The organism is Mucilaginibacter sp. SMC90 (assembly GCF_022811725.1).
Taxonomy (GTDB): Bacteria; Bacteroidota; Bacteroidia; order Sphingobacteriales; family Sphingobacteriaceae; genus Mucilaginibacter.
Window position 1 is genome coordinate 2,026,803 of the sequence record NZ_CP094527.1, and the last position, 25,475, is coordinate 2,052,277.

The 25,475-nt window shown below is 46.6% G+C and carries 14 protein-coding genes; all 14 read left to right on the plus strand.

All coding sequences use genetic code 11. From position 1 onward, the window contains the following. The first annotated feature begins 1 nt into the window (after position 1). Entirely contained in the window at positions 2-1,456 is a 1,455-nt protein-coding gene (locus MTO98_RS08750) for a sialate O-acetylesterase (protein ID WP_243486270.1), read from the plus strand. Between the two features lie 8 nt (positions 1,457-1,464). Then, positions 1,465-4,251 carry a glycoside hydrolase family 2 TIM barrel-domain containing protein gene (locus MTO98_RS08755; protein ID WP_243486271.1) on the plus strand — a complete coding sequence of 929 codons (2,787 nt, stop codon included), beginning with the start codon at positions 1,465-1,467 and terminating at the stop codon, positions 4,249-4,251. A gap of 3 nt (positions 4,252-4,254) precedes the next feature. Next, on the plus strand, positions 4,255-7,011 hold the full coding sequence (locus MTO98_RS08760; RefSeq protein ID WP_243486272.1) for an alpha-L-rhamnosidase: 2,757 nt from the start codon (positions 4,255-4,257) through the stop codon (positions 7,009-7,011). A gap of 12 nt (positions 7,012-7,023) precedes the next feature. Beyond that, positions 7,024-7,749: a DUF3826 domain-containing protein gene (locus MTO98_RS08765; protein WP_243486273.1), complete on the plus strand. Its 726-nt coding sequence runs from the start codon at positions 7,024-7,026 to the stop codon at positions 7,747-7,749. 7 nt (positions 7,750-7,756) lie between these two features. After that, the gene (locus MTO98_RS08770; RefSeq protein WP_243486274.1) at positions 7,757-8,887 is read left to right on the plus strand and encodes an exo-alpha-sialidase; all 1,131 of its coding nucleotides are present in this window, start codon (positions 7,757-7,759) and stop codon (positions 8,885-8,887) included. Between the two features lie 134 nt (positions 8,888-9,021). Further along, entirely contained in the window at positions 9,022-10,422 is a 1,401-nt protein-coding gene (locus MTO98_RS08775; RefSeq protein ID WP_243486275.1) for a S9 family peptidase, read from the plus strand. Between the two features lie 4 nt (positions 10,423-10,426). Beyond that, a complete protein-coding gene (locus MTO98_RS08780) occupies positions 10,427-11,311 on the plus strand; it encodes a sugar phosphate isomerase/epimerase (protein ID WP_243486276.1) in 885 nt (294 codons plus the stop codon). 10 nt (positions 11,312-11,321) lie between these two features. Then, the gene (locus MTO98_RS08785; protein WP_243486277.1) at positions 11,322-13,244 is read left to right on the plus strand and encodes a hypothetical protein; all 1,923 of its coding nucleotides are present in this window, start codon (positions 11,322-11,324) and stop codon (positions 13,242-13,244) included. After that, on the plus strand, positions 13,241-13,954 hold the full coding sequence (locus MTO98_RS08790) for an L-rhamnose mutarotase (protein WP_243486278.1): 714 nt from the start codon (positions 13,241-13,243) through the stop codon (positions 13,952-13,954). Before MTO98_RS08785 ends, MTO98_RS08790 begins: the two co-directional genes overlap by 4 nt. A gap of 1 nt (position 13,955) precedes the next feature. After that, positions 13,956-15,035, plus strand: coding sequence for a Gfo/Idh/MocA family protein (locus MTO98_RS08795; protein WP_243486279.1), 1,080 nt, complete (start codon positions 13,956-13,958; stop codon positions 15,033-15,035). 8 nt (positions 15,036-15,043) lie between these two features. Next, on the plus strand, positions 15,044-16,633 hold the full coding sequence (locus MTO98_RS08800; RefSeq protein WP_243486280.1) for a sodium/solute symporter: 1,590 nt from the start codon (positions 15,044-15,046) through the stop codon (positions 16,631-16,633). 3 nt (positions 16,634-16,636) lie between these two features. Continuing rightward, entirely contained in the window at positions 16,637-18,835 is a 2,199-nt protein-coding gene (locus MTO98_RS08805; RefSeq protein WP_243486281.1) for an alpha-L-rhamnosidase C-terminal domain-containing protein, read from the plus strand. Then, a complete protein-coding gene (locus tag MTO98_RS08810) occupies positions 18,832-22,143 on the plus strand; it encodes a glycoside hydrolase family 2 TIM barrel-domain containing protein (protein WP_243486282.1) in 3,312 nt (1,103 codons plus the stop codon). The genes MTO98_RS08805 and MTO98_RS08810 overlap by 4 nt, the downstream gene beginning before the upstream one ends. Continuing rightward, positions 22,140-25,475 carry a glycosyl hydrolase gene (locus MTO98_RS08815; protein WP_243486283.1) on the plus strand — a complete coding sequence of 1,112 codons (3,336 nt, stop codon included), beginning with the start codon at positions 22,140-22,142 and terminating at the stop codon, positions 25,473-25,475. The genes MTO98_RS08810 and MTO98_RS08815 overlap by 4 nt, the downstream gene beginning before the upstream one ends.

Genomic DNA, 25,475 nt, shown 5'->3' on the forward strand with positions numbered 1-25,475 from the left:
AATGCTGCGCCTTATAAAATATGGTTGGTTGACGATCTGCCTGCTGAGCTCCGGAATTGCCGGGGCGCAGGTAGTTTTGCCTAAAGTGTTAGGCAACAATATGGTATTGCAGCGCAATGCAACTGTACCTGTTTGGGGCACCGCATCCCCCGGCGAAAAGGTAACGGTAAAATTTGGTAAACAAACCAAATCAACTACGGCGGATGCAGTGGGCAAATGGATGGTAAAACTGGATGCCATGCCGGCATCCGCCAAATCCACAACGCTGACCATATCGGGTAAAAACACTATTCAACTGCAAAATATCCTGGTAGGAGAGGTGTGGCTCTGCTCCGGCCAATCGAACATGCAGTACGAAATGCGCAAGAACAGTAAAGTGAAAAAGCCGGATACCAGCACTACAAACTCGCCGGTTGATGAACTTGACCGCGCGCATAACCCACAGATCAGGATTTTTCTTACTACGCAGAAAAATCTGCTCAAGCCTGATTCTACCCATTCGGGTTGGAGCGTGGCTGAAGATTCGGCTTTGCGGGCTTTTTCGGCAGCGGGGTATTTCTTTGCTAAAAATCTGCAGCATGATCTTAAAGTACCCGTAGGTATTATTTCATCGGCAGTAAGTGGCAGCCGGATTGAGCCCTGGGTATCGCAGGAATGTTTTGATGCTATTCCGTATTTCAAGGCGAACAATATTAAGATCGACGGTGACCCTGGTAAGTTTTATGCCAAAATGATTGAGCCGGTTGCCCCGTTTGCGCTTAAAGGTTTTTTATGGTACCAGGGCGAAAGCAATTGCTTTTTAGGCGAAGCCATCAGCTATACCTACAAAATGGAAGCGCTGATAAACAACTGGCGTAAGCTCTGGGGCGATAAAACGCTGCCATTTTATTATGTACAGATAGCGCCCTATTACTACACGCAAGGCAAAGGCCCGGTAACATATACACCGTTCACCGAGCCCGAATTGCGCGAGGCCCAGGCTGGCGCCTTGCAGATCCCCTATACGGGCATGATCATCACTACTGATCTGAACGATGATCTTAAAAATATCCATCCGCCATTTAAATGGGAGATAGGTCGGCGTTTAGAACTACAGGCCCTGGCAAATACCTACAAACAACCGGTAGTTTTTTCGGGCCCGGTGTATAAAAGCATGAAAATAAGCGGCAATAAGATCATCCTTAAGTTTGATCACGTAGGAGCCGGATTAGTAAGCCATGATCATAAACCGCTTACTGATTTTACCATTGCCGGTGCCGATGGAAATTTTGTTGCTGCCGATGCCACCATCAAAGGCAATACCATTGAAGTATCTGCCGCATCGGTTGCCAAACCAGTAGCCGCGCGTTTTGCCTGGTCGGAAACCGCACAGCCTAATTTTTATAACAAAGATGGTTTGCCTGCCGCCCCCTTCCGTACAGATAACCCTCTGAAATTTACTTTAACTGCTAACTGAATATACTAATGAGATCTGCCTGCTTTAAAATATGGATTGTTTTGCTGTTTGTGATAAGCGGGCTGATAACCCGTGCCCAGGAAACACAAAAGCTATTCCTGTCGGGCACAGGGAGCGACCATACTGTGAACTGGCAATTCTTTTGTACTGCGGGTAATAATTCGGGTAAATGGACAACCATCCCGGTGCCATCAAACTGGGAATTTCAGGGCTTTGGTAAATACAATTACGGTCTTGCAAAGGATAGTTTAAAGGGTAAAGAACAAGGGCTTTATAAATACGAGTTTAATGTACCTGCATCATGGCAGGGCAAGGCTATCAATATTGTTTTTGATGGCTCCATGACCGATACCGAGGTGAAGCTAAATGGCAAATCGGCCGGGCCAATTCACCAGGGTTCATTTTACCGTTTTAAGTATGATGTTAGCGCTTTACTCAACTACGGAAAAGTGAACCTGTTGGAGGTAACAGTATCCAAACACTCTGCCAATGCATCCGTAAACGCAGCCGAACGCAAAGGGGATTTCTGGGTCTTCGGCGGGATTTTCAGACCGGTATTTTTGGAGGCATCGCCTAAATCTCATATCAGTTATTATGCGGTTGATGCCAAGGCCAATGGTAGTTTTAAGGCCCAACTAAAGTTGGCATCTGTAAAAAGCGGCACCATAACAGGGCAGGTTTATACGCTGGCCGGGCAAAAATTTGGCACCGCGTTTTCTGTGAAGATTAATGCCGGGGATAGCGTTGCTAATATCAGTACGCATATTACTTCGCCCAAATTATGGTCGCCGGAGTTTCCTAACCTTTATCATGTGGTGTTTACGCTGATTGAGAATGGAAAAGCTGTTCACACGGTAAAACAACGCATCGGTTTCCGCACGGTTGAGTTAAGGGAGCATGACGGAATTTATGTAAACAATGCAAAGATCAAATTCAAAGGGGTAAACCGTCATTCGTTTTGGCCAACCACAGGCAGGGCGCTCAATAAAAAGATCAGTATTGAAGATGTGCAGCTGATGAAGGATATGAACATGAACGCGGTGCGCATGTCGCATTACCCGCCCGATGATCATTTCCTGGACGTATGCGACTCATTAGGTCTTTTTGTATTGGACGAGCTCACCGGCTGGCATCATGCTTATGATGATGTGGTAGGCTCAAAATTAACTAAGGAACTGATTGAAAAAGATCTCAATCACCCATCCATTGTGATCTGGGATAATGGCAACGAGGGCGGTTTTAACTTTAACCTCGATCATTGGTTTGATGAATTAGACATTCAAAAGCGCCCGCTCATCCATCCATGGGGCATCTTCCGGGGGACAAATACACAGCACTACATTAACTACGATTACGGTACCAATACCGGCATCAACGGGCATGACATATTTTTCCCAACCGAGTTTTTACACGGTTTATATGATGGTGGTGGCGGTGCCGGACTGGATGATTTCTGGAAACAGATGTGGCACACCCCGATCTCGGCGGGTGGTTTTATCTGGGATTTTGCAGATGAAGCCGTGGTTCGTACCGATAAAAACGGAGAATTGGACAGTGATGGCGACCATGGCCCCGACGGTATCATCGGCCCTTATCACGAAAAAGAAGGCAGCTATTATGCCATCAAAGAGATCTGGAGCCCGGTTTACCTGGAACCGCGTGAAATTACGCCTGTATTTAACGGCTCACTGCGTTTAGAGAACAGGTTCTCCTATACCAATCTCAAACAATGCACTTTCAGCTATAAGCTGGCTACGCTCAATGGGGCTGGTTCAAAAACTAAAACCGGCACTATTGCTTCGCCGGATGTTGCGCCGGGACAGTATGGGAACCTGCAGTTGCAACTGCCTAAAGACTGGCAAAATTATGATGTGCTATATATATCGGCATTTGATGTAAATAAGCATGAGTTGTTTACCTGGAGTTTCCCGGTAAGCAGTCATGATCAGATCACTAACCGGATTATTGCCAAAACAGGAGGAAGCAAAGCTGTAGGCACAGAAACCGACTCATTGTACAATGTTAAAACGGGTAACGGAATTGAGCTTGCTTTTAACCATAACTCCGGCATATTGGTTAGTGTGAAAAATGCAAAAGGGAATATTCCTTTTGACAACGGGCCAATATTAGTTGAAGGGCAGGATCAAACAGGTTTTCAAAAGCTTACTTATCGTTATGAGGGCGATAACCTGGTTGTTGAAGCGGTATTCCCGCCCAAAAAATCGGAGCCTTTATTAAAGTGGACGATCTATCCATCCGGCTGGGTACAGCTTGATGTTAAATACTGGCCTATTGGCGAGGAAGCGACCTTGATGGGTGTCAATTTCTCTTTCCCCGAAAAAGAGATCAAAGGCGTTACTTATATGGGCGATGGCCCTTACCGGGTATGGAAAAACCGGATGAAGGGTACTTCGCTGGGTGTGTGGGATAAAACTTATAACAATACCATAACCGGGCAGGGTAAGGTTGTTTACCCGGAGTTTAAGGGTTATTACTCCAACCTGTACTGGATGAAACTGCAAACCACCGGGCAGCCGGTAACCATTGTTTGTAACAGCCGGGACGTGTTTATGCGCCTGTTTACCCCGGCTAATCCCAAAAATGTATATAATACTGCTCCGCTCTTTCCTTCGGGCGATATCTCGTTTATGCATGGCATAACCCCGATCGGGACCAAATCGCAAAAGCCTGAAAAGCTTGGGCCCGGCGGGCAAAAGAACCAATATTTTAATTACGACAGAAATATAGAAGATGCACTGACGCTGAACCTGTATTTCGATTTTTCGGGTAAATAAAGGATGAAGAGGCTGTTCACATATCTCATTTTGTTAGCGGGCTTTATTTTAAACTGCTCCGTCAACTGCTATGCAGATGCCCGCATCGGTTTACAAAATCTGAAATGCGAAATGCTGGATAATCCTTCAGGTATCGGCACAACAAAGCCCCGGCTAAGCTGGCAGATCACGAGTGATATCCGGAATACCAACCAGGTAGCCTATCAAATTATGGCGGCTTCAACTCCCGAAAAGTTAACAGCAGGGCAGGGTGATCTGTGGGATTCGCACAAAGTCAATTCTACTGAATCCATTATGATCAACTACATGGGTAAACCACTGGGCAGCCGTGCAGCATATTACTGGAAAGTTAGGGTGTGGACTAACAACGGTGCAACAACCTGGAGCAAACCCGCAACATGGAGCGTAGGCCTTTTAAACCCTACAGATTGGAAAGCCAAATGGATAGGTTGTGATCGTGGTTTTGCCTGGGATAGTGTTTCTAAATTTTCCCGGCTTTCTGCGCGTTACTATCGCCACCAGTTTGATTTGAAGCCGGGTATAAAAAAAGCTACGGTTTACATCGTTGGCCTCGGTCATTATGAACTATATGTGAACGGCCAACCCATTGGCGACCAGGTTTTGGCGCAGCCTCCTACCGATTATACCCAATCAGTTAAATACAACACTTTTGATGTTACCGGTTACCTTAAGCAGGGCGATAATGCCATTGGAACAGTGTTGGGTAACGGCCGGTATTTTACTATGCGGCCAAAATACAAGCCTAAAAAGATCAGGGAATTTGGCTTTCCAAAAATGCTGCTGCAACTGGAGATTGAATATACTAATGGTACAAAGCAAACCATCATAAGCGATAACAACTGGCATTTTACAGCCGACGGCCCTATCCGTACCAATAACGAATACGACGGGGAGGAGTATGACGCTACCAAAGAGTTTCCGGGATGGAACAAGCCTGGTTTTGACGACAGTCAATGGCTTAAGGCTGAATTAGTACAAGCGCCCGGCGGTAAGCTTGACGCGCAGATGAACGAGCCCATCAGGGTGATGGATACCATCAAACCTGTCAGCATCAATCAATTGAAGAAGGATGTATGGATCCTGGATCTGGGGCAAAATATGGCCGGTTGGTTGCAGATGCGGGTGAAAGGAAGCAAGGGTGATAAAGTAACCCTTCGTTATGCCGAGACTTTGCAGCCCAACAATGAACTTTATGTAGCCAACCTACGCGATGCCAAGGTAACCGATGTGTATACACTGAAAGGCGGGACAGAAGAGACCTGGCACCCGGTATTTGTTTATCATGGTTTTCGGTATGTGGAGATCAGCGGTTATCCCGGCAAGCCCGAATTAGCAGATTTTGAGGGACAGGTGGTTTACGATGCCTTGCCAACCATTGGCCATTTTGAAACATCCAACGATATCGTCAACAAGATCTATCATAATGCATACTGGGGCATCCTGAGCAACTATAAAGGCATGCCGGTCGACTGCCCACAGCGTAACGAACGGATGCCATGGCTGGGCGACCGCGCCGTAGGCTCGCTTGGCGAAAGTTTTGTGTTTGCCAACGGTAATTTCTACGCCAAATGGCTGGATGATATCGCGCAATCGCAAAAAGCCGACGGTTCTATCCCGGATGTTGCTCCGGCTTATTGGAATTACTACAGCGATAACATGACCTGGCCCGGTACGTATATCCTGGCGGCCGATATGCTTTACCGTCAGTTTGCAAATCAGGCACCCATTGAAAAGCATTATGCTTCCATGAAAAAATGGATGGATTACATGCGTGTCAAATACATGAAAAACAACATCGTCACCAAAGATAAATATGGCGACTGGTGTGTGCCCCCCGAATCGCCGGAACTGATCCACGCTAAAGATTCTTCATTGAATACCGACGGACAACTAATCGCCACTGCTTACTATTACCACCTTTCGGGCCTGATGGAAAAGTTCGCTGCCATGTTGCACAAACCTGCTGATGCGCAATTTTTCGCTACGACAAGGCAGAATATTGGTAAAGCATTTAATGATAAGTATTTTGATAAAAGCACCTCGAAATACAGCAACAATACAGTAACGGCCAATCTGCTGCCATTGTATTTCGGGATCACGCCATCTGCCCAAAAACAAGCAGTATTCAAAAACATAGTCGCTAAGATCAACGAAGCTCATGACCATATCAGTACGGGCGTAATCGGTACCCAATGGCTCATGCGGGGGCTCACTGAATTTGGCAGGCCTGACCTGGCCTGGAAAATAGCCTCCAATATAACTTACCCAAGCTGGGGTTATATGGCTAACCGGGGCGCCACCACTATCTGGGAATTATGGAATGGCGATACCGCCAACCCCGCCATGAATTCCCGCAACCACATCATGCTATTGGGCGATCTGATTGCCTGGTTTTACCAGGACATAGCCGGGATAAAAACGGTTAATGTAGGTTTTAAGCAATTGATTATGCAGCCGGCAATTATTAAAGGGCTGGATAGTGTTAACGCTTCGTACCAAACAGCCTATGGCATTGTAAAAAGCAGTTACACTAATACTAAGGGCAGTTTTAACTGGCATGTTACTGTACCGCCAAACAGTTCGGCACTGGTTTATGTACCGACAAAAAACATGGATGAAGTAACCGAGGGCGGGAAGAAAATATCAGCCATAAAAGATATCAAGCCGGTGAAAATGGACGGCGGGAGAGCGGTGCTCAGCATTGGTTCGGGTGATTATGATTTTGAAGTAAAATATTAAAGCAACATTGATATGAAAAAAATAAACATGGCGGGTGCTATGCTGATAGCCTTACTATCGCTGTCAGGCACGTTGAAAGCCCAGGAACAACAGGCGACTAAATCAGTTCCAACGCCTGAGGCGCAGGCCAAAGCTGATGCCGAAGTGGATAAAAAAGCTACGGATTGGGTTGCTTCCTTATCCCTTACCGATACTGCAAAAGCTACCCGTGTAAAAAATGTGATAGCAACCCACCTCAAGGCCATCCGCGATTGGAACAACAGCCATTCATACGAATCAGTTCCGGCAGGTATCGACCCGGCAACGGGTAAAGCTTTGAGTACAATGGACAGGCAGATCATCATCAACTCATCGCTGCCAAAATCGGTACACGAAAACCTGATGACCGGTTTACGGAATGACCTGAGTGAAGAGCAGGTTGAAACCGTGCTTGATAAATACACCATCGGCAAGGTGGCCTTTACACTGGCCGGTTATAAATCTATTATCCCTGATCTTACCCCAGTTGAAGAAGCAGCAATCCTTGCTAACCTGAAACTGGCCCGCGAACAGGCTGTAGATTTTAAAAACATCAAACAGGTATCGGCCATTTTCGAGATCTACAAAACCAAAAACGAGCAATACCTCAACAGCAACGGCCGCAACTGGCATAAGCTATATGGCGATTATACCAAAGCCATCATCGCAAAAAAGGCCGCTGATAAGGCGGCAAAGGACAAGGCTGCTACTCAAAAATAATACTACGATGTTAAAAAAGATCTTGTTTACCTGTGCTGCCGCTTGCTTATTCATAGCTAATGTCTTTGCCCAAAATCTATGGCGCAAGGGCATTATCAAAGATGAGTTTATTTATGACAAAGCGCCTTACCCCGAATGTCACGCTGCAACCATCGCCGAAACACCAACAGGCCTTGTAGCCTCATGGTTTGGCGGCACTAAGGAGCGCAACCCCGATGTATGTATCTGGGTAAGCCGTTTTGTTAACGGCAAATGGACAGAAGGGGTTAATGTTGCTAATGGCATCCAGAACGATACTTTACGCTATGCCTGCTGGAATCCGGTACTGTACAAGGTGCCCAAGGGCGAATTGCAGCTTTACTATAAAATAGGCCCGAGCCCGGCAAAATGGAAAGGTTTTGTAAAAACATCTAAAGACGGCGGCATTAGCTGGTCGGAGCAAAAAGCTTTGCCTGAGGGGTTTTTAGGTCCGATCAAAAATAAACCTGTGTTATTGAAAGATGGCACCCTGCTAAGCCCGGTAAGTACCGAAGGCAAAGCCTGGCAGGTGCATTTTGAAGCCACGAAAGATTTTGGTAAAAACTGGACAATGATCGGCCCTATTAGCGATGGTAAGGACATGAAAGCCATACAGCCGAGCATTTTAACTTATAAAGATGGCAGGCTGCAGGCACTTTGCCGCAGCCAGAACAGGGCGATATTAAGCACATGGTCGAAGGATGGTGGGCAAACCTGGTCTGCTTTGGAGAAAACTTCATTGCCCAATAATAACTCTGGTACCGATGCGGTGACTTTAAAAGATGGTCGCCAGTTGCTGGTTTATAACCATGTTTTGCCTCCGGGAAATTTAGCCAAGGGCGCGCGTACACCATTGAATGTGGCTGTTTCTAAAGATGGTATTACCTGGTATGCGGCTTTGATTTTGGAGGATTCGCCTATTAGCCAGTATTCTTATCCATCGGTTATTCAATCGGCAGATGGTTTGGTGCATGTGGTGTATACCTGGCGCAGGCAAAAGATTAAACATGTGGTGATTGATCCTTCAAAATTGGAGTTGAAAGAAATAAAGGATGGTGTTTGGCCGAAGGTGGAGGGGTATACGCCGCCTGTGCCAACTGGGGAGACTAAAGATTTGTAAAGACGCTTCCTTTTTGTTTTATGTAGAGACGCATAATTGCGTCTCCCGTAGGACAAGCCGGTTGCAAGACTCTAAACGGCTTAATTTGCATGCGGGAGACGCAATTATGCGTCTCTACAAAGAGAAATAAAACAATGAAAAAACTGATCTACATACTGATAACCTGCCTCACAGCGATGAGTTTTGCCGCCCGTGCGCAGCAAACTACCGATGCTATGTACAGGAAAACCCTGAAGGAGGTATTTGATGAGGTACAGGACAAATACCACGTAAAGATCAAGTACACCGCTGCCCAGGTTGAGGGTAAATGGGTCAACTACGCACAATGGCGGTTCAGGCCCAATGTAGATACCACGCTGGCCAACATTCTTACCCCGCTTGATTTGAAGGTGAATAAAGAAGCTCCCGGTCGGTATAAACTCAAAGAATATGAATATTTCCGCTGGTCGGTAAGTGATGGCTGGAAGGAGCTTGACAGGATAGCCGCCCAATACCACGACCGTGATACCTGGGAACAACGCAAGGCCATACTAAAGCCAGAGCTTTACAAAGCACTGGAATTATCGCCTTTGCCTGCTAAACCTGCTTCTAAACCAATCATCACCCCCAAACGGACTTATGACGGTTATACAGTTGAGAATATTGCTATTGAAATTTTGCCCGGCTTGTACATCAACGGTTCGTTGTATAAACCATCCAAAATAAAAGGGAAGATCCCGGTGATCTTAAGTCCCGATGGACACTGGGAACACCAACGTTACCGTGCCGATTGCCAGATCCGTTGTGCTTCGCTGGCGCGGATGGGGGCGATGGCCTACAGTTATGACCTTTTTGCCTGGGGCGAATCCTTGCTGCAATTTAAGGATGAAGATCATCGCCGTAGCCTGGCACAAACTATCCAGGTGCTTGGTGCTATCCGGATCCTGGATTATGTGCTTTCGCTTAAAGAAACCGATCCTGAAAGGGTAGGCATCAGCGGAGGATCAGGTGGCGGGAGCCATACCGTTTTGATGACTGCCATGGATGACCGGATCAAACTCAGCGCCCCGGTGGTGTCGGTGTCATCTTATTTTTATGGGGGATGCCCTTGCGAAAGCGGGATGCCCATCCACCAATGCGGCAACGGAACAGATAATGTAGAACTGGCTGCCATGGCCGCACCGCGGCCTCAGCTACTGATCTCCGACGGGCAGGACTGGACAGCCAATATGCCGGAGCACGATTTTCCTTATCTCCAAAAAATGTATGGCTATTACGGTGCCACCGATAAGGTAGAGAATGTGCATCTACCCAACGAAGGCCATGATTTCGGTACTTCAAAAAGGGCTGCATTGTACGCCTTTATTGCTAAAAACTTTCATCTTGATATCAATAAAATTAAAGACAGTAAGGGCGGTTTCGATGATGGAAAAGTAACCATCGAAAAGGAGCCGGCTATGTATGTGTTTGGTGACAAGGGCGAAAAGCTCCCGGCCAATGCCATAAAAGGTTTTGAACAATTAGAGAAAGTATTTGCGCAGGCAACAAAAAAATAGGTTTATGAAATACAGGTTGATCTCAGGTTTTTGGATAGTGTTAATGGCATGTGCTTTTGGCGCGCCGTCGGTTGCTCAAACCGCATCAAAGCAGCGCTATAAAGTAGCGGTGGTTGATCTGATGATCCTTAAACGGCAGAAGTTGGGCGCGTTTCAGTTGGCTAAGGAAATCGGTGCTGATGGTGTTGAGGTAGATATGGGCGGCCTTGGGGACCGGGAGACTTTTGATAACCAACTGGCCAATGATTCGATAAGGAATGTGTTCCTGAACAAGGCAAAAGAGCTGAACCTCGAAATCCCATCCATGGGCATGACCGGCTTTTTCGCCCAATCATTTGCCGAACGCCCGACAGCGGTTAAGGCCGTTACTGATTGCATCAATACCATGAAACAAATGGGCGTTAAAGTTGGCTTTTTACCCATGGGCGTAAAAGGAGACCTGGTAAAATACCCTGAATTACGCCCGGCCATTGTTTCCCGCTTAAAAGATGTTGGTAAAATAGCCGAAAAGGCCGGTGTAGTGATAGGTATTGAAACGGCGTTGGATGCCAAAGGAGAGTTGCAGTTATTGAAGGATATTGGCTCGCCTGCGATTAAAAGCTATTTCAATTTTGAAAACGCCATCAGGAACGGGCGCGATTTGGATGGCGAGCTTAAAACTTTGGGCAAAAATTATATCGTTCAGATTCACTGTACCAATGATGATGGTGTTTGGCTGCAAAACGATCCTAAAATAAACATGAAACAGGTAAAGGCCACATTGGATAAAATGGGCTGGACAGGCTGGCTGGTCATTGAACGCTCGCGCGATGCCAAAGATCCACGCAATGTAAAGTGGAATTTCAGCGCTAATACCACATACGTAAAATCAATTTTTCAGGCTAACTAATAAAACGTAAATGAACATCCGCCGCATAGTTGTTTTGTTGATGCTGTTAAATGTTATTTTGACAGGCGGCGTTTTTGCGGCCGAGATTTGGGTATCGCCAAAGGGCTCCGATAAAAATACAGGAACCCAGCAACAACCACTGGCAACCATAGGTATGGCAATCAGAAAAGCCCGTGAACTGAGGCGGTTAAATGATGCATCGATAAAAGGCGGCATCCATATCAAAGTATTAGCGGGAGTTTACCAGTTAGCAGAGCCATTATTTATCCGCCCCGAAGATTCAGGTACGGCCGATAGCCCGACCATTATTGAGGGTGAAGGTATAGGTAAAACTATTTTAAGCGGCGGCGTTACTGTAACAGGATGGCGTAAATCAACTTCAGTGATTCCCGGTTTACCGGCAGAGGCCAAAGGCAAAGTCTGGGAAGCAGATGCGCCGATAATTGGCGATGAACCTTTACAATTCAGGCAGCTGTGGGTGAACAACGAAAAGGCGGTTTGTGCCCGGGATACCGATGCACCGCTCATGAACCGCATCCTATCCTGGGATCACAAAACCGAAAGTTGTGTAATTCCGTGGCTGGCTTCGCAGGATACTGCGCAGATCAAGGGTATGGAGATGTTTATTCACCAATGGTGGGCAATTGCCATTTTACGGGTTAAAGCTGTTAAAACGATGGGAGATAGCGCCCGCTTATCCTTTTATCAACCCGAAAGCCGCATCCAGTCCGAGCATCCATGGCCAGCGCCCTGGATTTCCAAAAAAACAGGTAACTCAGCGTTCTATCTCAGCAATGCGATCAGTTTTTTAAATCATCCCGGTGAGTGGTTTCGTGACCGCATCGCTAATAAGATCTATTATATCCCACGCAAGGGCGAGGATCTGCAAACAGCCACGGTTATTGTTCCACAACTGGAAACATTGATAAAAATGAAAGGCACTCTTGATCGCCCGGTAAATTTTATCAGTTTTAAAAATATCAGTTTTGAGCACAGCAACTGGCTTCGTCCGTCAAAAGAAGGTTTGGTCCCGCACCAGGCCGGGATGTACATGCTGGATGCTTACAAGTTAAAAATCCCTGGCACGCCGGATAAAAAAGGACTGGAAAACCAGGCATGGGTGGGCAGACCGAAAGCTGCGGTTGAGGTAGCTTACGCGTCGCATATCGCATTTGATGGTTGCGGTTTTGAACACATGGCCTCAACCGGGCTGGATTTTCAGCGTGGCACGCATGATAATGTGATTAAAGGCAGCCTGTTTAAAGATATCGGCGGCACAGCAATTCTCGACGGCGTATATTCAGACGAAGCACAGGAAGTTCACCTGCCTTATAACCCAACCGACAAACGGGAGATCTGCACCAATGATACCATCGCCAATAATCTGATCACCGATGCCACCAACGAAGATTGGGGATGTGTTGGTATTGGCGCAGGTTATGTAAAAGGCATCAGCATAACGCATAACGAGGTTTGCGATGTAAACTACACAGGCATCAGCATGGGCTGGGGCTGGACAAAGACCGCCAACGCCATGAGCGATAACCGCATCACGGCCAACAAAATTCATCACTACGCCCGCAATATGTATGATGTGGCCGGCATCTATACGCTATCCGCACAGCCCGGTTCGGTGATCAGCAATAACTATGTCGATAGTATTTATAAAGCCCCTTACGCGCATGATCCGCAGCATTGGTTTTACCTGTACACTGATGAGGGATCGTCATACATCACGATAAAAAACAACTGGTGCCCGGCAGATAAATTCCTGAAAAACGCCAATGGCCCAGGTAATGTTTGGGAAAATAACGGTCCGCAGGTTGATGATGGTATAAAGCTGTCAGCAGGTATCGAACGGCCTTATAATTATCTGTTTCAATATCGTAAGGTAAACCCGGATAACCGGCCCATCAATCATAAAACAGAATGAAAATATTAAAAGCATATATAGTTTGGCTCACGGTGGCTTTATTGTTGCCTGCATTTCATTTAAAGGCCGCTTCAAACCCTTTCGCCATTGTTGAAGTGACCGGTCCGCAAGGCAAGCAACTCAATTATGCTGCATTGTTGAATATCGCCCGTAAGCAGGGGCTACCTGCTTCGGCTGTTTACCGTTGGGATAATCATCTCATTGTTTACGGTAAGCATTTAGACGCAACGTCCATCCAAAAAACTGCTCAGGCAGCATATCCCTCATGCCAGGTTACAGTTTATAACGGTCCGTTTTATGATTTTAACCGCAAACAGCGTTGCGGGGCAAATGGTCTTGCTAAGCAATGGGATAACATTATACTAACGGCAAACCTGGTTGCCGATGAGCGCTTGCAGCAGGAATATATCGATTACCACGCCAACCAGTTTAAAAACTGGCCCGAGGTTTCTAAGGGTTTTTGTAATGCCGGTTTTCAGCAATTACTGGTGTTTAGGAACGGGCGCCGCCTGATGCTGGTGATCAGTATCCCGAAAGGCAAAAAACTTGACGACCTCAATCCTAAAACCATCGAAAATAATCCGCGGGTAAACGATTGGAACAGGTTGATGAAAAAATACCAGGAAGGTGTGCCCGGCACGCGAAAGGGTGAAGTATGGGTGTTTTTTAAACAGGTAACAGACAACAGCGACACTAAACGATCATTATAAAATGAAAATAGGAATATTAGGATTAGGCGAAGGGCGCAGCACCATGTCGGCAGTATTGAAAAGCGATAAGCTTGAACTGAAAATGGTGTGCGACAGGAATATTGAATTGTGCAAACACCGCGCGGAGGAGTTCAACTTTCATAGTTATACAACCAATTACGAGGATCTGCTCAATGATGCTGAAATAGATATCATTGCCATTTATACGCCCGATCATCTGCATGCTGAGCACGTTAAGCAAGCTTTACTGCATGGCAAACATGTGGTATGTACCAAACCATTTATTGATGATTTAAGTAAAGCCGCCGAACTGCTTGAACTGGTTGAGCAAAGTGGCAAAAAAGTATTTGTAGGCCAAAGCTCCCGCTTTTTTGAGCCAATGAAAAAACAGCGTAAAGATTATGAGGCCGGTTTGATAGGGGATTTGATCACTGTCGAAGCCTACTATCATGCAGACCATCGCTGGTTTTTAGAGAAACCCTGGTCGTTACAGCAGGCTTTTAAATGGCTTTATGGGGGCTTAAGCCATCCGGTAGATTTTATCCGCTGGTATCTGCCCGATATTGAAGAGGTAATGGGCTACGGTATGCTGAGCTCCAACGGTGCTAAAGGAGGCCTGAAAAACCCAGATACGATGCATTTTATTTTCAAAGCTAAGGATGGTCGCATTGCACGTGTGAGCGGTTGTTATACTGGTCCGGTGCAGCCCGTTACCCGCGACAGTGAAATGAGCTGCATTTTACGCGGCACCGAGGGCTGCAGCCAGGGCGATTATATGGACCTGCGCTATGCAATCACCGATAATACCGGCGAAGAACGTATCATCACCTGGGAACATAAATTGAAACACTATTTCAGGTTTGAAGGCAAAAGCCACCATGCCGGCGAGTATCAAAATTACCTCGAATACTTTGCGGATAGCATAACAGAAGGCTATACAGCTTATCCCGACATTAAAGAAGGCATCGGTACTATCGCTTTGCTTCAGGCTATGGATCGTTCATTACAAAGCGGTAAACCTGTAAAGGTTGATGATATTTTTACTGAATTTAATTTAACCGTAAACGAATTAAGCGCATGATATTGGGCATGAGCAATATCGTATCGCGCCTTACGCTGCTGGATTACTCGGTTGTGGCCGTGTACCTGATTGTTTTAATGGTGATCGGTTACCGCGCCAGTTTCGGCAATAAAAACAAAACGGACGAAACGCTTTTCCTGGCCAATAAATCATTGGGTTGGGCAAGCATCGGTTTCAATATGTGGGGCACCAACGTGGGGCCGTCCATGTTGCTGGCTTTTGCCAGTATCGGTTATAGCACAGGCATCGTGGCTGTTAATTTCGACTGGTATGCCTTTGTGTTCCTGATGCTGCTGGCGCTGGTTTTCGCTCCAAAATACATCGCGGCTAAGGTATCAACCATGCCCGAGTTTATGGGCAACCGCTACGGTGATTCTACCCGCAATATCCTTGCTTGGTATGCATTGATCAAAATGCTGATTTCATGGTTGTCACTGGGACTGTTTGCCGGTGGATTTTTAGTACGGCAGATTCTCGGGATCCCCATGTGGCAATCGGTTATTGTACTGGTATCGTTCGCCGGGCTCTTTGCCTTTACAGGCGGCTTAAAAGCTATAGCTAAAGTGAATGTTTTCCAGATGCTGTTACTCATTGGCGTCTCATTAACCTTGACTGTGCTGGGCGTAAACAAAGCGGGCGGGTTATCAGCTGTATTTCATCAAACACCCTCAAATTACTGGAATTTGATTCACCCGGCAAGGGATATAAAATATCCGTGGTATGCTATTCTGTTGGGTTACCCGGTATCGGCCGTGGCTTTTTTCTGTACAGATCAGGCCATGGTACAATCGGTACTGGGCGCTAAAAACCTGGAGCAGGGGCAGCTCGGCGTTAACTTTATCGGCTGGCTTAAAATACTGTCGCTCCCTTTGTTTATCCTCACCGGTATACTGTGTTTTATCCTCTATCCGCATTTGAGTGACCCGGCGCTGGCCTATATGACTATGGTTACCAACCTTTTCCCACCGGGGATGAATGGGTTGGTCATTGTGGTATTGATAGCCGTTTTGGTAGGTACTATCGGCTCATCTTTAAACTCACTAAGCACGGTTTTTACCATGGATATTTATGCGGAAAAGATCAACCCAAATGCTACCAACAAAGACCTCATCAGGGTTGGGCGTTATACCATAATTGCCGGCTGCCTGTTTGCCATAGGTATGGCGCTGGCTATCGACAGTATTAAAGGGCTTAACTTGTTCGATGTATTTCAATCGGTACTGGGCTTCATCGCGCCGCCGCTGGCTGTGGTTTTCCTGCTTACGGTTTACTGGAAACGCACTACCCGCAAGGCGGTAAATGTCATCTTATCAGCTGGCTCGGCTTTTAGTTTGGGTACGGGCGTGGTTTATCTGTGGGTGTTACCACCTGCTAAGTACAGCTTTTGGCCGCATTACCTGATGCTATCGTTTTTCATATTTGTTTTCCTGGCCGTGTCGGCGGTTTTGATCTCGCTGCTCGATAGGACGCCAATCGTACATGTTGCTCAGAAATCCGAAACAGAACCTGCTTCAAAACCTACGCGACGCGTAAAAGTAGCCTGGGTGCTACTTTCATTAGTAATGATTGCTTTATACCTCATTTTCAACGGACATTAAAATATGCATAGATTATCTACCCATATAAATCTCAACAAGCATTACGTATTGATCTTGCTGCTCAGCCTGATGTTTTTTGCCGATGTCGCCAAAGCGCAAAAGGCAACCTGGATCTGGTATCCAGGCGATTATGAAGTATGGCTAAGTAACAAAATGCAAAACCGCCGCACCGAGCGAGGGGCTTTCTTTCCGCCGTTCTGGAAGCTGGACAGCCATTATGTACTGGTGGATTTTCATAAGGATTTTACGCTTGCAATCCCTGAAAATGTTGAGCTGGCCGTTGAAGGACAATATAACGTAAAGCTCGATGGTAAGGCTTTAGCCGGTTATCCTAAAAATATTCATGTGCCGGCTGGCAGGCACAGGCTTAGTCTCAAAGTTTATAACCAGGCTGCTGCTCCCGCCATATTTGTAAAGGGGCAGCAACTGGTGTCAGATACCTCCTGGCTGGTAACTTATGAGGATAAGGAATGGATTGATGAATCGGGCAAAACCTCTGACGTATCGGCCACCAAATACGTAAATGCTGGTAACTGGAACTTTGATTCGGCGGATAAATTGCCTTCGGCGTTTCGTTTGCCAACAGAGGAACACAAGCCGGCAAAAACCGAACGAAAAGAACACGCTATTTTGGTTGATTTTGGTAAAGAAACTTTTGGCTATGCAAAACTCATCGGCTTAAAAGGTAAGGGCAATGTTAAACTTTGTTACGGCGAATCCAAAGAAGAGGCTTTGGCAACCGCAACCTGCGAACTGCTGGATAGCATCTCCATAGATCAGCCTCAAAAAGCTGATCATACCATGGAGGGTTCGCGCGCATTTCGCTACATCAATGTATTGTTTGATGACAATGTAAATGCCGACGATGTAGCCGTGCTTTACGAATATTCGCCGGTTGAGCAGCGGGGGAGTTTCAGATGTTCGGATGAGCAGGTGAATAAGATCTGGGATGTTTCGGCTTATACCCTGCACCTGAACACACGCGAGTTTTTTATTGATGGGATCAAGAGGGATAGGTGGATCTGGTCGGGCGATGCTTATCAGAGCTACCTCATGAATTATTACCTGTATTTTGATTCGCCTACAGTAATGCGCACGCTGTATGCCCTGCGCGGTAAAGACCCGGTAACCAGCCATATCAATACCATTATGGATTATACCTTTTACTGGTTTATGGGTATTTATGATTATTACCAGTACACCGGCGATAAAAGTTTCATCAAACAAATGTACCCGCGCATGCAAAGCCTGATGAGCTACTGCCTGCAGCGCCGCGATAAAAACGGACTAATGGAAGGCCTCCCCGGCGACTGGGTATTCATCGACTGGGCCGACAAACTCAGCAAAAAAGGCGAAGTAAGCTTTGAACAATTGTTGCTATGCCGCAGCCTGGAAACCATGGCCCTGTGTGCCGATATTATGCAGGATGGCACAAGCAAAACACAGTATGAGGAGCTATCAGCCAATTTGAAATCAAAGATCTTCGACCTGTATTGGAATAAGGATAAACATGCCTTTGTGCACAGTATAGTTGATGGGAAGCAAAGCGACAATGTGACCCGTTACACCAACATGTTTTCGATATTTTTCAATTACCTCAACCCAAGCCAACAACAGGAGGTTAAAAAATATGTGCTGCTGAACGATAAGATCCAAAAGATAACCACTCCCTACATGCGCTTTTACGAGCTGGAAGCACTTTGTGCAATGGGCGAGCAAAGTTATGTGCTCAAGGAAATGAAAGATTATTGGGGTGGGATGCTGAATTTGGGGGCTACCTCATTTTGGGAGGAATATAATCCAACTAAAGCGGGTGCGGATCACTACGCCATGTACGGGCGGCCGTTTGGCAAAAGCCTGTGCCATGCCTGGGGAGCGAGTCCGATATACCTGTTGGGTAAATATTATCTCGGCGTAAAACCAACAGCGCCGGGTTATCAGCAATATGTGATCGAGCCCCAATTGGGCGGCTTGCAATGGATGGAAGGCAGCGTACCAACTGCCAATGGCGATATCAAGGTATCATGCAGCACCAAACAAATTAAAGTAAGCAGCAACACAGGAACTGGCCTCCTGCGATTTGCCAGTACCTCCAAACCGGTTTGTAAGGAGGGTGAAATAACCGCTAAAGGAAACGGAACCTATGAACTTACCATTCAAAAACAAAAGCAATACACTATAAACTACAGCGCGAAGAAATGATGAAGAAGCTATTATCTATCCTGCTTTTAACGGCATTTTCATCAACCGGGCTTTACGCGCAGCTGGTTGATAAAACGCCTGCGCCTATCCCCAATGTACCCACGGTTTATGATGCTGAGCCTTGGGAAAATCCCTTGGTTGATGGCATCAACCGCGATCCTGCCCGGGCTACCGGGTATTCATATAGCAGCATTAAAGATGCGCTGGCAGGTGTCCGGGAAAAATCGGGCAGGATGTTATCCCTGACTGGTTACTGGAATTTTAGCTACGCCGCCAAACCGGCCGATGCACCTAAGGATTTTTATAAAAGCAGGGTAAGCGGCTGGAAAAAGATCGTCGTGCCCTCAAGCATCGAAATGCAGGGGTACGATAAGCCTATCTACAAAAGCGCGGTTTACCCGTTCAGGCCGGTTAATCCGCCACATGTACCGCAGGATTATAACGGTGTTGGCAGCTATCAGCGTACGTTTACATTGCCTGCCGGTTGGAAAGATATGAACATTACCCTGCATTTCGGCGGGGTAAGCTCGGGTTTTAAAGTTTGGTTGAATGGTAAGTTTTTAGGTTATGGTGAAGATAGTTTTTTGCCGTCGGAGTTCAACATTACCCCATACCTGCAAGCGGGCGAAAACGTGGTATCGGTACAGGTGATCCGCTGGAGTGATGGTTATTTCCTGGAAGACCAGGATCAATGGCGAATGAGCGGCATTCACCGGGAGGTAATGCTGTTGGCTGAGCCTAAACTGCGGATAGCTGATTTTCAATGGCAGGCCAAACTGGATAAACAATATAAAGACGCAGTTTTCAGTATCCGTCCGAGGATAGAAAACCTGACCGGCAAAGCTGTTCCCGGTTATAAAATTGAAGCAAGGCTTTTCGATAGGAATAATAAAGAAGTGCTGCAAAAGCCATTAGAGCGAAGCGTGGAAAGTATCATCAATGAGATCTACCCACGATTGGATAATGTAAAGTTCGGTCTGCTGGAAACTACGCTGAAAAAACCCGATAAATGGAGCGACGAAAAGCCTAACCTATATACACTTACTTTATCATTAGTTGATAGCACCGGCCAAACATTGGAGGTGAAAAGCTGTAAGGTTGGCATCAGGAGCATTGAATTTAACAAAGAAGATAGCAAGCTGCTCATCAATGGAAAAGTAACCTACCTGTACGGCGTAAACCGTCCCGATCATGACCCGGTAAAAGGAAAAGCATTATCTCGTGAGGATATTCTGAATGATGTACGCACCATCAAACGCTTTAATTTTAACTGCATCCGCACCAGTCATTACCCAATGGATCCATACCTGTATGATTTGTGCGACGAGTATGGCATCCTGGTTATTGACGAAGCCAACTTGGAAACCCACGGTCTCGGCTCAAAACTAAGCAATGACCCCATGTGGACCGGCGCTTACCTCGATAGGGCAACCCGCATGGTGATGCGCGATAAAAACCATCCAAGTGTGATCATCTGGAGTTTGGGCAACGAGGCCGGTCGCGGGCCAAACCATGCGGCTATGGCGGGCTGGATCCATGATTTTGATATTACCCGACCGGTTCATTATGAGCCTGCCCAGGGCACACCGCAGGCCGAAGGCTATATCGACCCAACCGATCCCCGCTATCCTAAAACTAATGATCATTCGCACAGGTTGCAAAATCCTATCGATCAGCCTTATGTAGATATTGTGAGCCGAATGTATCCCGGCATTTATACTGCGCCTTTATTAGCCAATCAGCAAAATGACGATAATCGCCCGATATTTTTTGTGGAGTATTCGCATGCGATGGGTAACTCCAACGGAAACTTAAAAGAGTTTTGGGATCAGTGGCGGTCGACCAAACGCGTTATCGGTGGGGCGATATGGGAATTTAAAGACCAGGGATTATTGAAACATGATTCAACAGGAAAGGCTTACTATGCCTACGGCGGTGATTACGGCGAACGCTATTTTGATAATTTCACCATCAAAGGCATCGTAGCATCCGACGGGAGACCAAAGCCCGCTATTTATGAATGTAAGCACGTTTTTCAGCCCGCGGTTTGCGAGTTGGTTGATGCTGATAAGGAAACGATCCACATCAAAAACTGGCACAGTGTGGCTTCACTGGCCGATTATGATGTTACTTTGCAGTTGAGGGAAGAGGGTAATATTATTTTAAAAAAAAAGCAAATGCCGCACATTAACCTTGCTGCGGGGCATGATACCATCATCAGCATTAAACAATACCTGCCCAATTTAAAAGCAAACCATGAATACCTGGCCGATATCCATTTTACCCTTACTGAAGATAAGCCATGGGCAGTTAAAGGTTATGAAATAGCAAGCGATCAGTTTCAGCTAACTAAGCCTGAAACATCGGCTGCAAATGCTGATGATAAGCATTATCCCGAAGCAAAATTGTCTGAAGATGATAAGGCATATCATATCAATGTGAAAGATTTTGAGATCGGCATCAGTAAAGATAACGGGGCTTTAACCTCGTACTTGTACAAGGGCAATCAGCAGGTATTTGCGCCGCTATTGCCTCATTTCACTCGCCCGGTTACGGATAATGATCATCGTGGATGGAAGATGGAAAAGAAACTGGCAGCATGGATCAAGGCAGTGCCCGTTTTGAAAAAGATTTCAAGCCAAAAAGCCGGGGATGGTTCGATAGTGATCACAAGCGTTTATTCGATGCTTCATGATAGCGCAACGGTCGGCGTAGATTACACCATTCGTGGTGATGGGTTGTTGAAAGTTTCTTATTCCCTTGATGTTAAACCCGGTTTGCCAAACCTGCCCAAAATTGGGATGCAGATGGGGATAGCACAGGCCGACAGCAATATCAGCTACTATGGCCGGGGGCCTTATGAAAACTATATCGACAGGCGTACGGGCTCGGAGGCAGGGATCTATTCGCAAACCATCAACCAGTTTATGGAACCTTATGTTGTGCCCCAGGAAAACGGCAACCGCACGGATGTACGCTGGATGCTGCTACACCACAAAACAGGTGGCTTGCTGATCACTGCCGATAGCCTGCTGAGTATGAGCGCCTGGCCTTATACCGAAGATAATATTCAAAAGGCAAAACACACCAATAAACTACAGGACGCGGGTTTTATAACCATGAATATAGACCTGATACAAATGGGCGTAGGAGGCAATGATAGCTGGTCGGAAGTGGCCGAGCCTTTGGAGCAGTACCGCATCCCTGCCAAAAAGTATCATTACAGTTTTTACCTGAAACCTTATGAGGGTAAACCTGAGAGTGCAGGCAACGCGGCATATCAAATAAAATTTAACAAAACGCCATGAGGAAGTACGTTTTTATAATTTGCATTTGCTGCTTGTTTTTACCGGGAATAGCCCAGGAACATAAACTCTCGGCCTCAAAAAAAGATTTGGAGCAGATTTTTCTGCACCCGCCCGAATCGGCAAAGCCATGGGTATTTTGGTACTGGATGCAGGGTGCGGTAAGCCGGGAGGGTATCACGGCCGATCTGCAGGCGATGAAACAGGCCGGGATTGCCGGAGCGTATTTAATGCCTATCAAGGGACCAGCTAATCCGCCTTTTATCACCCCGTCAATTAACCAGTTAAGCCCCGAATGGTGGGCGATGGTGAAATTTACCATGCAGGAAGCGGATAGGATAGGTGTAAAACTGGCTATGCACGACAGCGATGGTTTCGCGCTCGCAGGCGGGCCATGGATAACGCCCGAACTTTCTATGCAAAAAGTGGTATGGTCAAAAATTGAGGTTGAAGGCGGCAAAACTTATCATGATACTTTACCTGTACCAAAGCACTATAAAAACTATTATAAAGACATCGAAATATTGGCCTATCCATCGCTCCCTGGCGAGGGGCAGAGCAGTTACGACGAGCATCCGAAGGTAACTACCAGTCTGCCGAATACGGATGTTCAATACCTTGCCGAAAGGGGAAATCCCAAAAGCTTTACCAGTAATGAGCCCTGCTGGCTGCAACTGGAATTTACTAAACCTTTTACCTGCCGTTCGCTCATGATATATACTTCGGCAAGCAATTACCAGTCGCAACGATTGTTGCTTGAGGTAAGTGATGATGGTAAAAACTTTCGCTCGCTGGGCAGGTTGGAGCCGCCCCGCCATGGCTGGCAGGATGGTGATGCAGAAATTACCAATGCCATTGAACCAACTACAGCAAGATATTTCAGGTTTACATATAATAAAGAAGATTCAGAGCCGGGAGCCGAAGATCTTGATTTTGCTAAATGGAAGCCTACTTTAAAACTTTCGGGGATTGAATTGTTAGCTGAACCCCGCGTCCATCAATATGAAAGTAAAACTGGTGAGGTTTGGCGTTTAAGCAAGCAGACCACAGATGTTCAATTATCTAAAAATCTTTGTATCGATAAAAGTAAGGTCATTAACCTTACTGATAAATTAGGGGCAGATGATAAACTGAACTGGGTTGCTCCAGCCGGTAAATGGACCATCATTCGTATTGGTCGCACTTCAACCGGGCATACCAACGCTACGGGTGGCGGAGGCATTGGTTTGGAGTGTGATAAGTTTAACCCCGAGGCTGCCAAAATCCAGTTTGAGAACTGGTTTGGTGAGGCTATCAAACAGGTTGGGCCTGAGTTGGCTAAACGGGTTTTAAAGATTTTTCATGTGGATAGCTGGGAGTGCGGAAGCCAAAACTGGTCGCCGGTTTTTGCTGCTGAGTTTGGAAAACGACGCGGGTATGATCTGTTGCCATATCTTCCGCTGATGGCCGGTGTGCCGATGGAGAGCGCCGAAAGATCTGAAAAGGTTTTGGCCGACGTGCGTCAAACCATAGCCGAATTACTGGTAGATAATTTCTATGGTACAATGGCTAAGCTGGCGCACGAAAAAGGCTGCACATTTACTGCCGAAAGCGTTGCCCCAACCATGATGAGCGACGGGATGCTGCATTATCAAAACGCTGATATCCCGATGGGCGAGTTTTGGTTCAGGAGCCCTACGCATGATAAGCCGAATGATATGCTCGATGCTATATCGGGCGGGCATATCTACGGCAAAAATATTATCCAGGCCGAGGCTTTTACCGAATTGAGGCTTTTATGGGATGAACACCCCGGTATGCTCAAAACCACTGCCGACAGGAATTTTGCCCTCGGCATCAATCGTTATGTTTTTCACGTAAATGTACATAACCCCTGGCTCGACCGTAAACCGGGAATGACGCTCGATGGGATCGGCCTGTTTTTTCAGCGCGATCAAACCTGGTGGCAGCCCGGTAAAACCTGGTTTGATTATATCAGCCGCTGCCAATCGATGCTGCAACAAGGCCATCCGGTTACCGATATCGCTGTTTTTACCGGCGAGGAAACACCACGCCGTGCCATTTTACCTGACAGATTGGTTAGCACCCTGCCGGGTATCTTCGGAGCCGAACGGGTAAAGCAAGAAGCTGAACGTTGGGCCAATAAAGATGTGCCGATCATTAATTCGGTTGAAGATGCAAGTCATTCGGCTAATATGGCTTTGCCTGAAAACTGGATCGATCCCTTGCGTGGTTATGCCTATGATTCTTTTAATAAAGACGCGCTGCTGCGTTTATCCACTGTAAAAAATGGTAGGATAGTTTTGCCGGGAGGGGCCAGCTATGCTATGCTGGTTGTGCCGGGCGTGAGCCAAATGTCACCTCAGCCATGGCAGTTATCGGCAGAGGTTATTAAAAAACTTCAGCAATTGGTGAACGAGGGGGCTACCGTTTTATTGGGCGATCAGCGAATGAAGGCCTCTTTGACGGGTAAAAGAAAACTGCTTATAGGCCCTTACCAAAAAGATACCTTTGATGAACTGGGTATCTCCCGCGATTTGATCGCTACGGATTCGGTTAATCGACCGGCAAAAGATCTCGCATGGACGCATCGCAGTGCTGATAATCTTGATCTCTATTTCATCTCCAATCAACAGGCTTTAAACCGGACTGTTAATTTATCACTAAGAGTATCCCGCCGTGTTCCCGAGTTGTGGGATCCTTTAACGGGGGAGATAAAACGTTTACAGAGCAGCACTAAATCGGCACGTACAAACCTACGTCTTGATCTTGCTGCAAATGGTTCGGCTTTTATCGTTTTCAGAAACAACCATCCGGGCGCAAAGCTTGAGTTGGATAAAGCGGTGCATTTTAAAACAGTACAGACTTTTACAAAATGGCAGGTGCAGTTTGATCCTGCGTATGGTGGCCCTGCAAAGCCCGTTAAATTTGATAGACCAGATGACTGGTCGCTTAATAATAATGACAGCGTGAAGTACTATTCAGGTACAGCGATTTACAGTCGTACATTTCAGTTTGCCGGAAAACCAGGGGGCAAGCTATATCTTGATCTGCGTAAGGTTGCTAACATGGGCGAAGTATACCTGAACGGTATTAACTGCGGTACGGCATGGACATATCCTTATCGTGTAAACATCAGCAAGGCGGTTAAACCCGGCGAAAACAAGCTAATAATTAAAGTAACCAATACCTGGGCCAACCGCCTCATGGGTGATCATGCCCTCCCGGAAAATAAACGCATTACATGGACAAACGCGCCTTACCGGTTGGAAGGCCGCCCGCTTTTGCCGGCTGGGTTGCTGAGCCCGGTTAGGCTACTCACTTATATCCCTTAA

Coding starts and splice junctions, on each gene's coding strand:
- MTO98_RS08750 (WP_243486270.1), top strand. CDS start 2: ATGCTGCGCCTTATAAAATATGGTTGGTTGACGATCTGCCTGCTGAGC.
- MTO98_RS08755 (WP_243486271.1), top strand. CDS start 1,465: ATGAGATCTGCCTGCTTTAAAATATGGATTGTTTTGCTGTTTGTGATA.
- MTO98_RS08760 (WP_243486272.1), top strand. CDS start 4,255: ATGAAGAGGCTGTTCACATATCTCATTTTGTTAGCGGGCTTTATTTTA.
- MTO98_RS08765 (WP_243486273.1), top strand. CDS start 7,024: ATGAAAAAAATAAACATGGCGGGTGCTATGCTGATAGCCTTACTATCG.
- MTO98_RS08770 (WP_243486274.1), top strand. CDS start 7,757: ATGTTAAAAAAGATCTTGTTTACCTGTGCTGCCGCTTGCTTATTCATA.
- MTO98_RS08775 (WP_243486275.1), top strand. CDS start 9,022: ATGAAAAAACTGATCTACATACTGATAACCTGCCTCACAGCGATGAGT.
- MTO98_RS08780 (WP_243486276.1), top strand. CDS start 10,427: ATGAAATACAGGTTGATCTCAGGTTTTTGGATAGTGTTAATGGCATGT.
- MTO98_RS08785 (WP_243486277.1), top strand. CDS start 11,322: ATGAACATCCGCCGCATAGTTGTTTTGTTGATGCTGTTAAATGTTATT.
- MTO98_RS08790 (WP_243486278.1), top strand. CDS start 13,241: ATGAAAATATTAAAAGCATATATAGTTTGGCTCACGGTGGCTTTATTG.
- MTO98_RS08795 (WP_243486279.1), top strand. CDS start 13,956: ATGAAAATAGGAATATTAGGATTAGGCGAAGGGCGCAGCACCATGTCG.
- MTO98_RS08800 (WP_243486280.1), top strand. CDS start 15,044: ATGAGCAATATCGTATCGCGCCTTACGCTGCTGGATTACTCGGTTGTG.
- MTO98_RS08805 (WP_243486281.1), top strand. CDS start 16,637: ATGCATAGATTATCTACCCATATAAATCTCAACAAGCATTACGTATTG.
- MTO98_RS08810 (WP_243486282.1), top strand. CDS start 18,832: ATGATGAAGAAGCTATTATCTATCCTGCTTTTAACGGCATTTTCATCA.
- MTO98_RS08815 (WP_243486283.1), top strand. CDS start 22,140: ATGAGGAAGTACGTTTTTATAATTTGCATTTGCTGCTTGTTTTTACCG.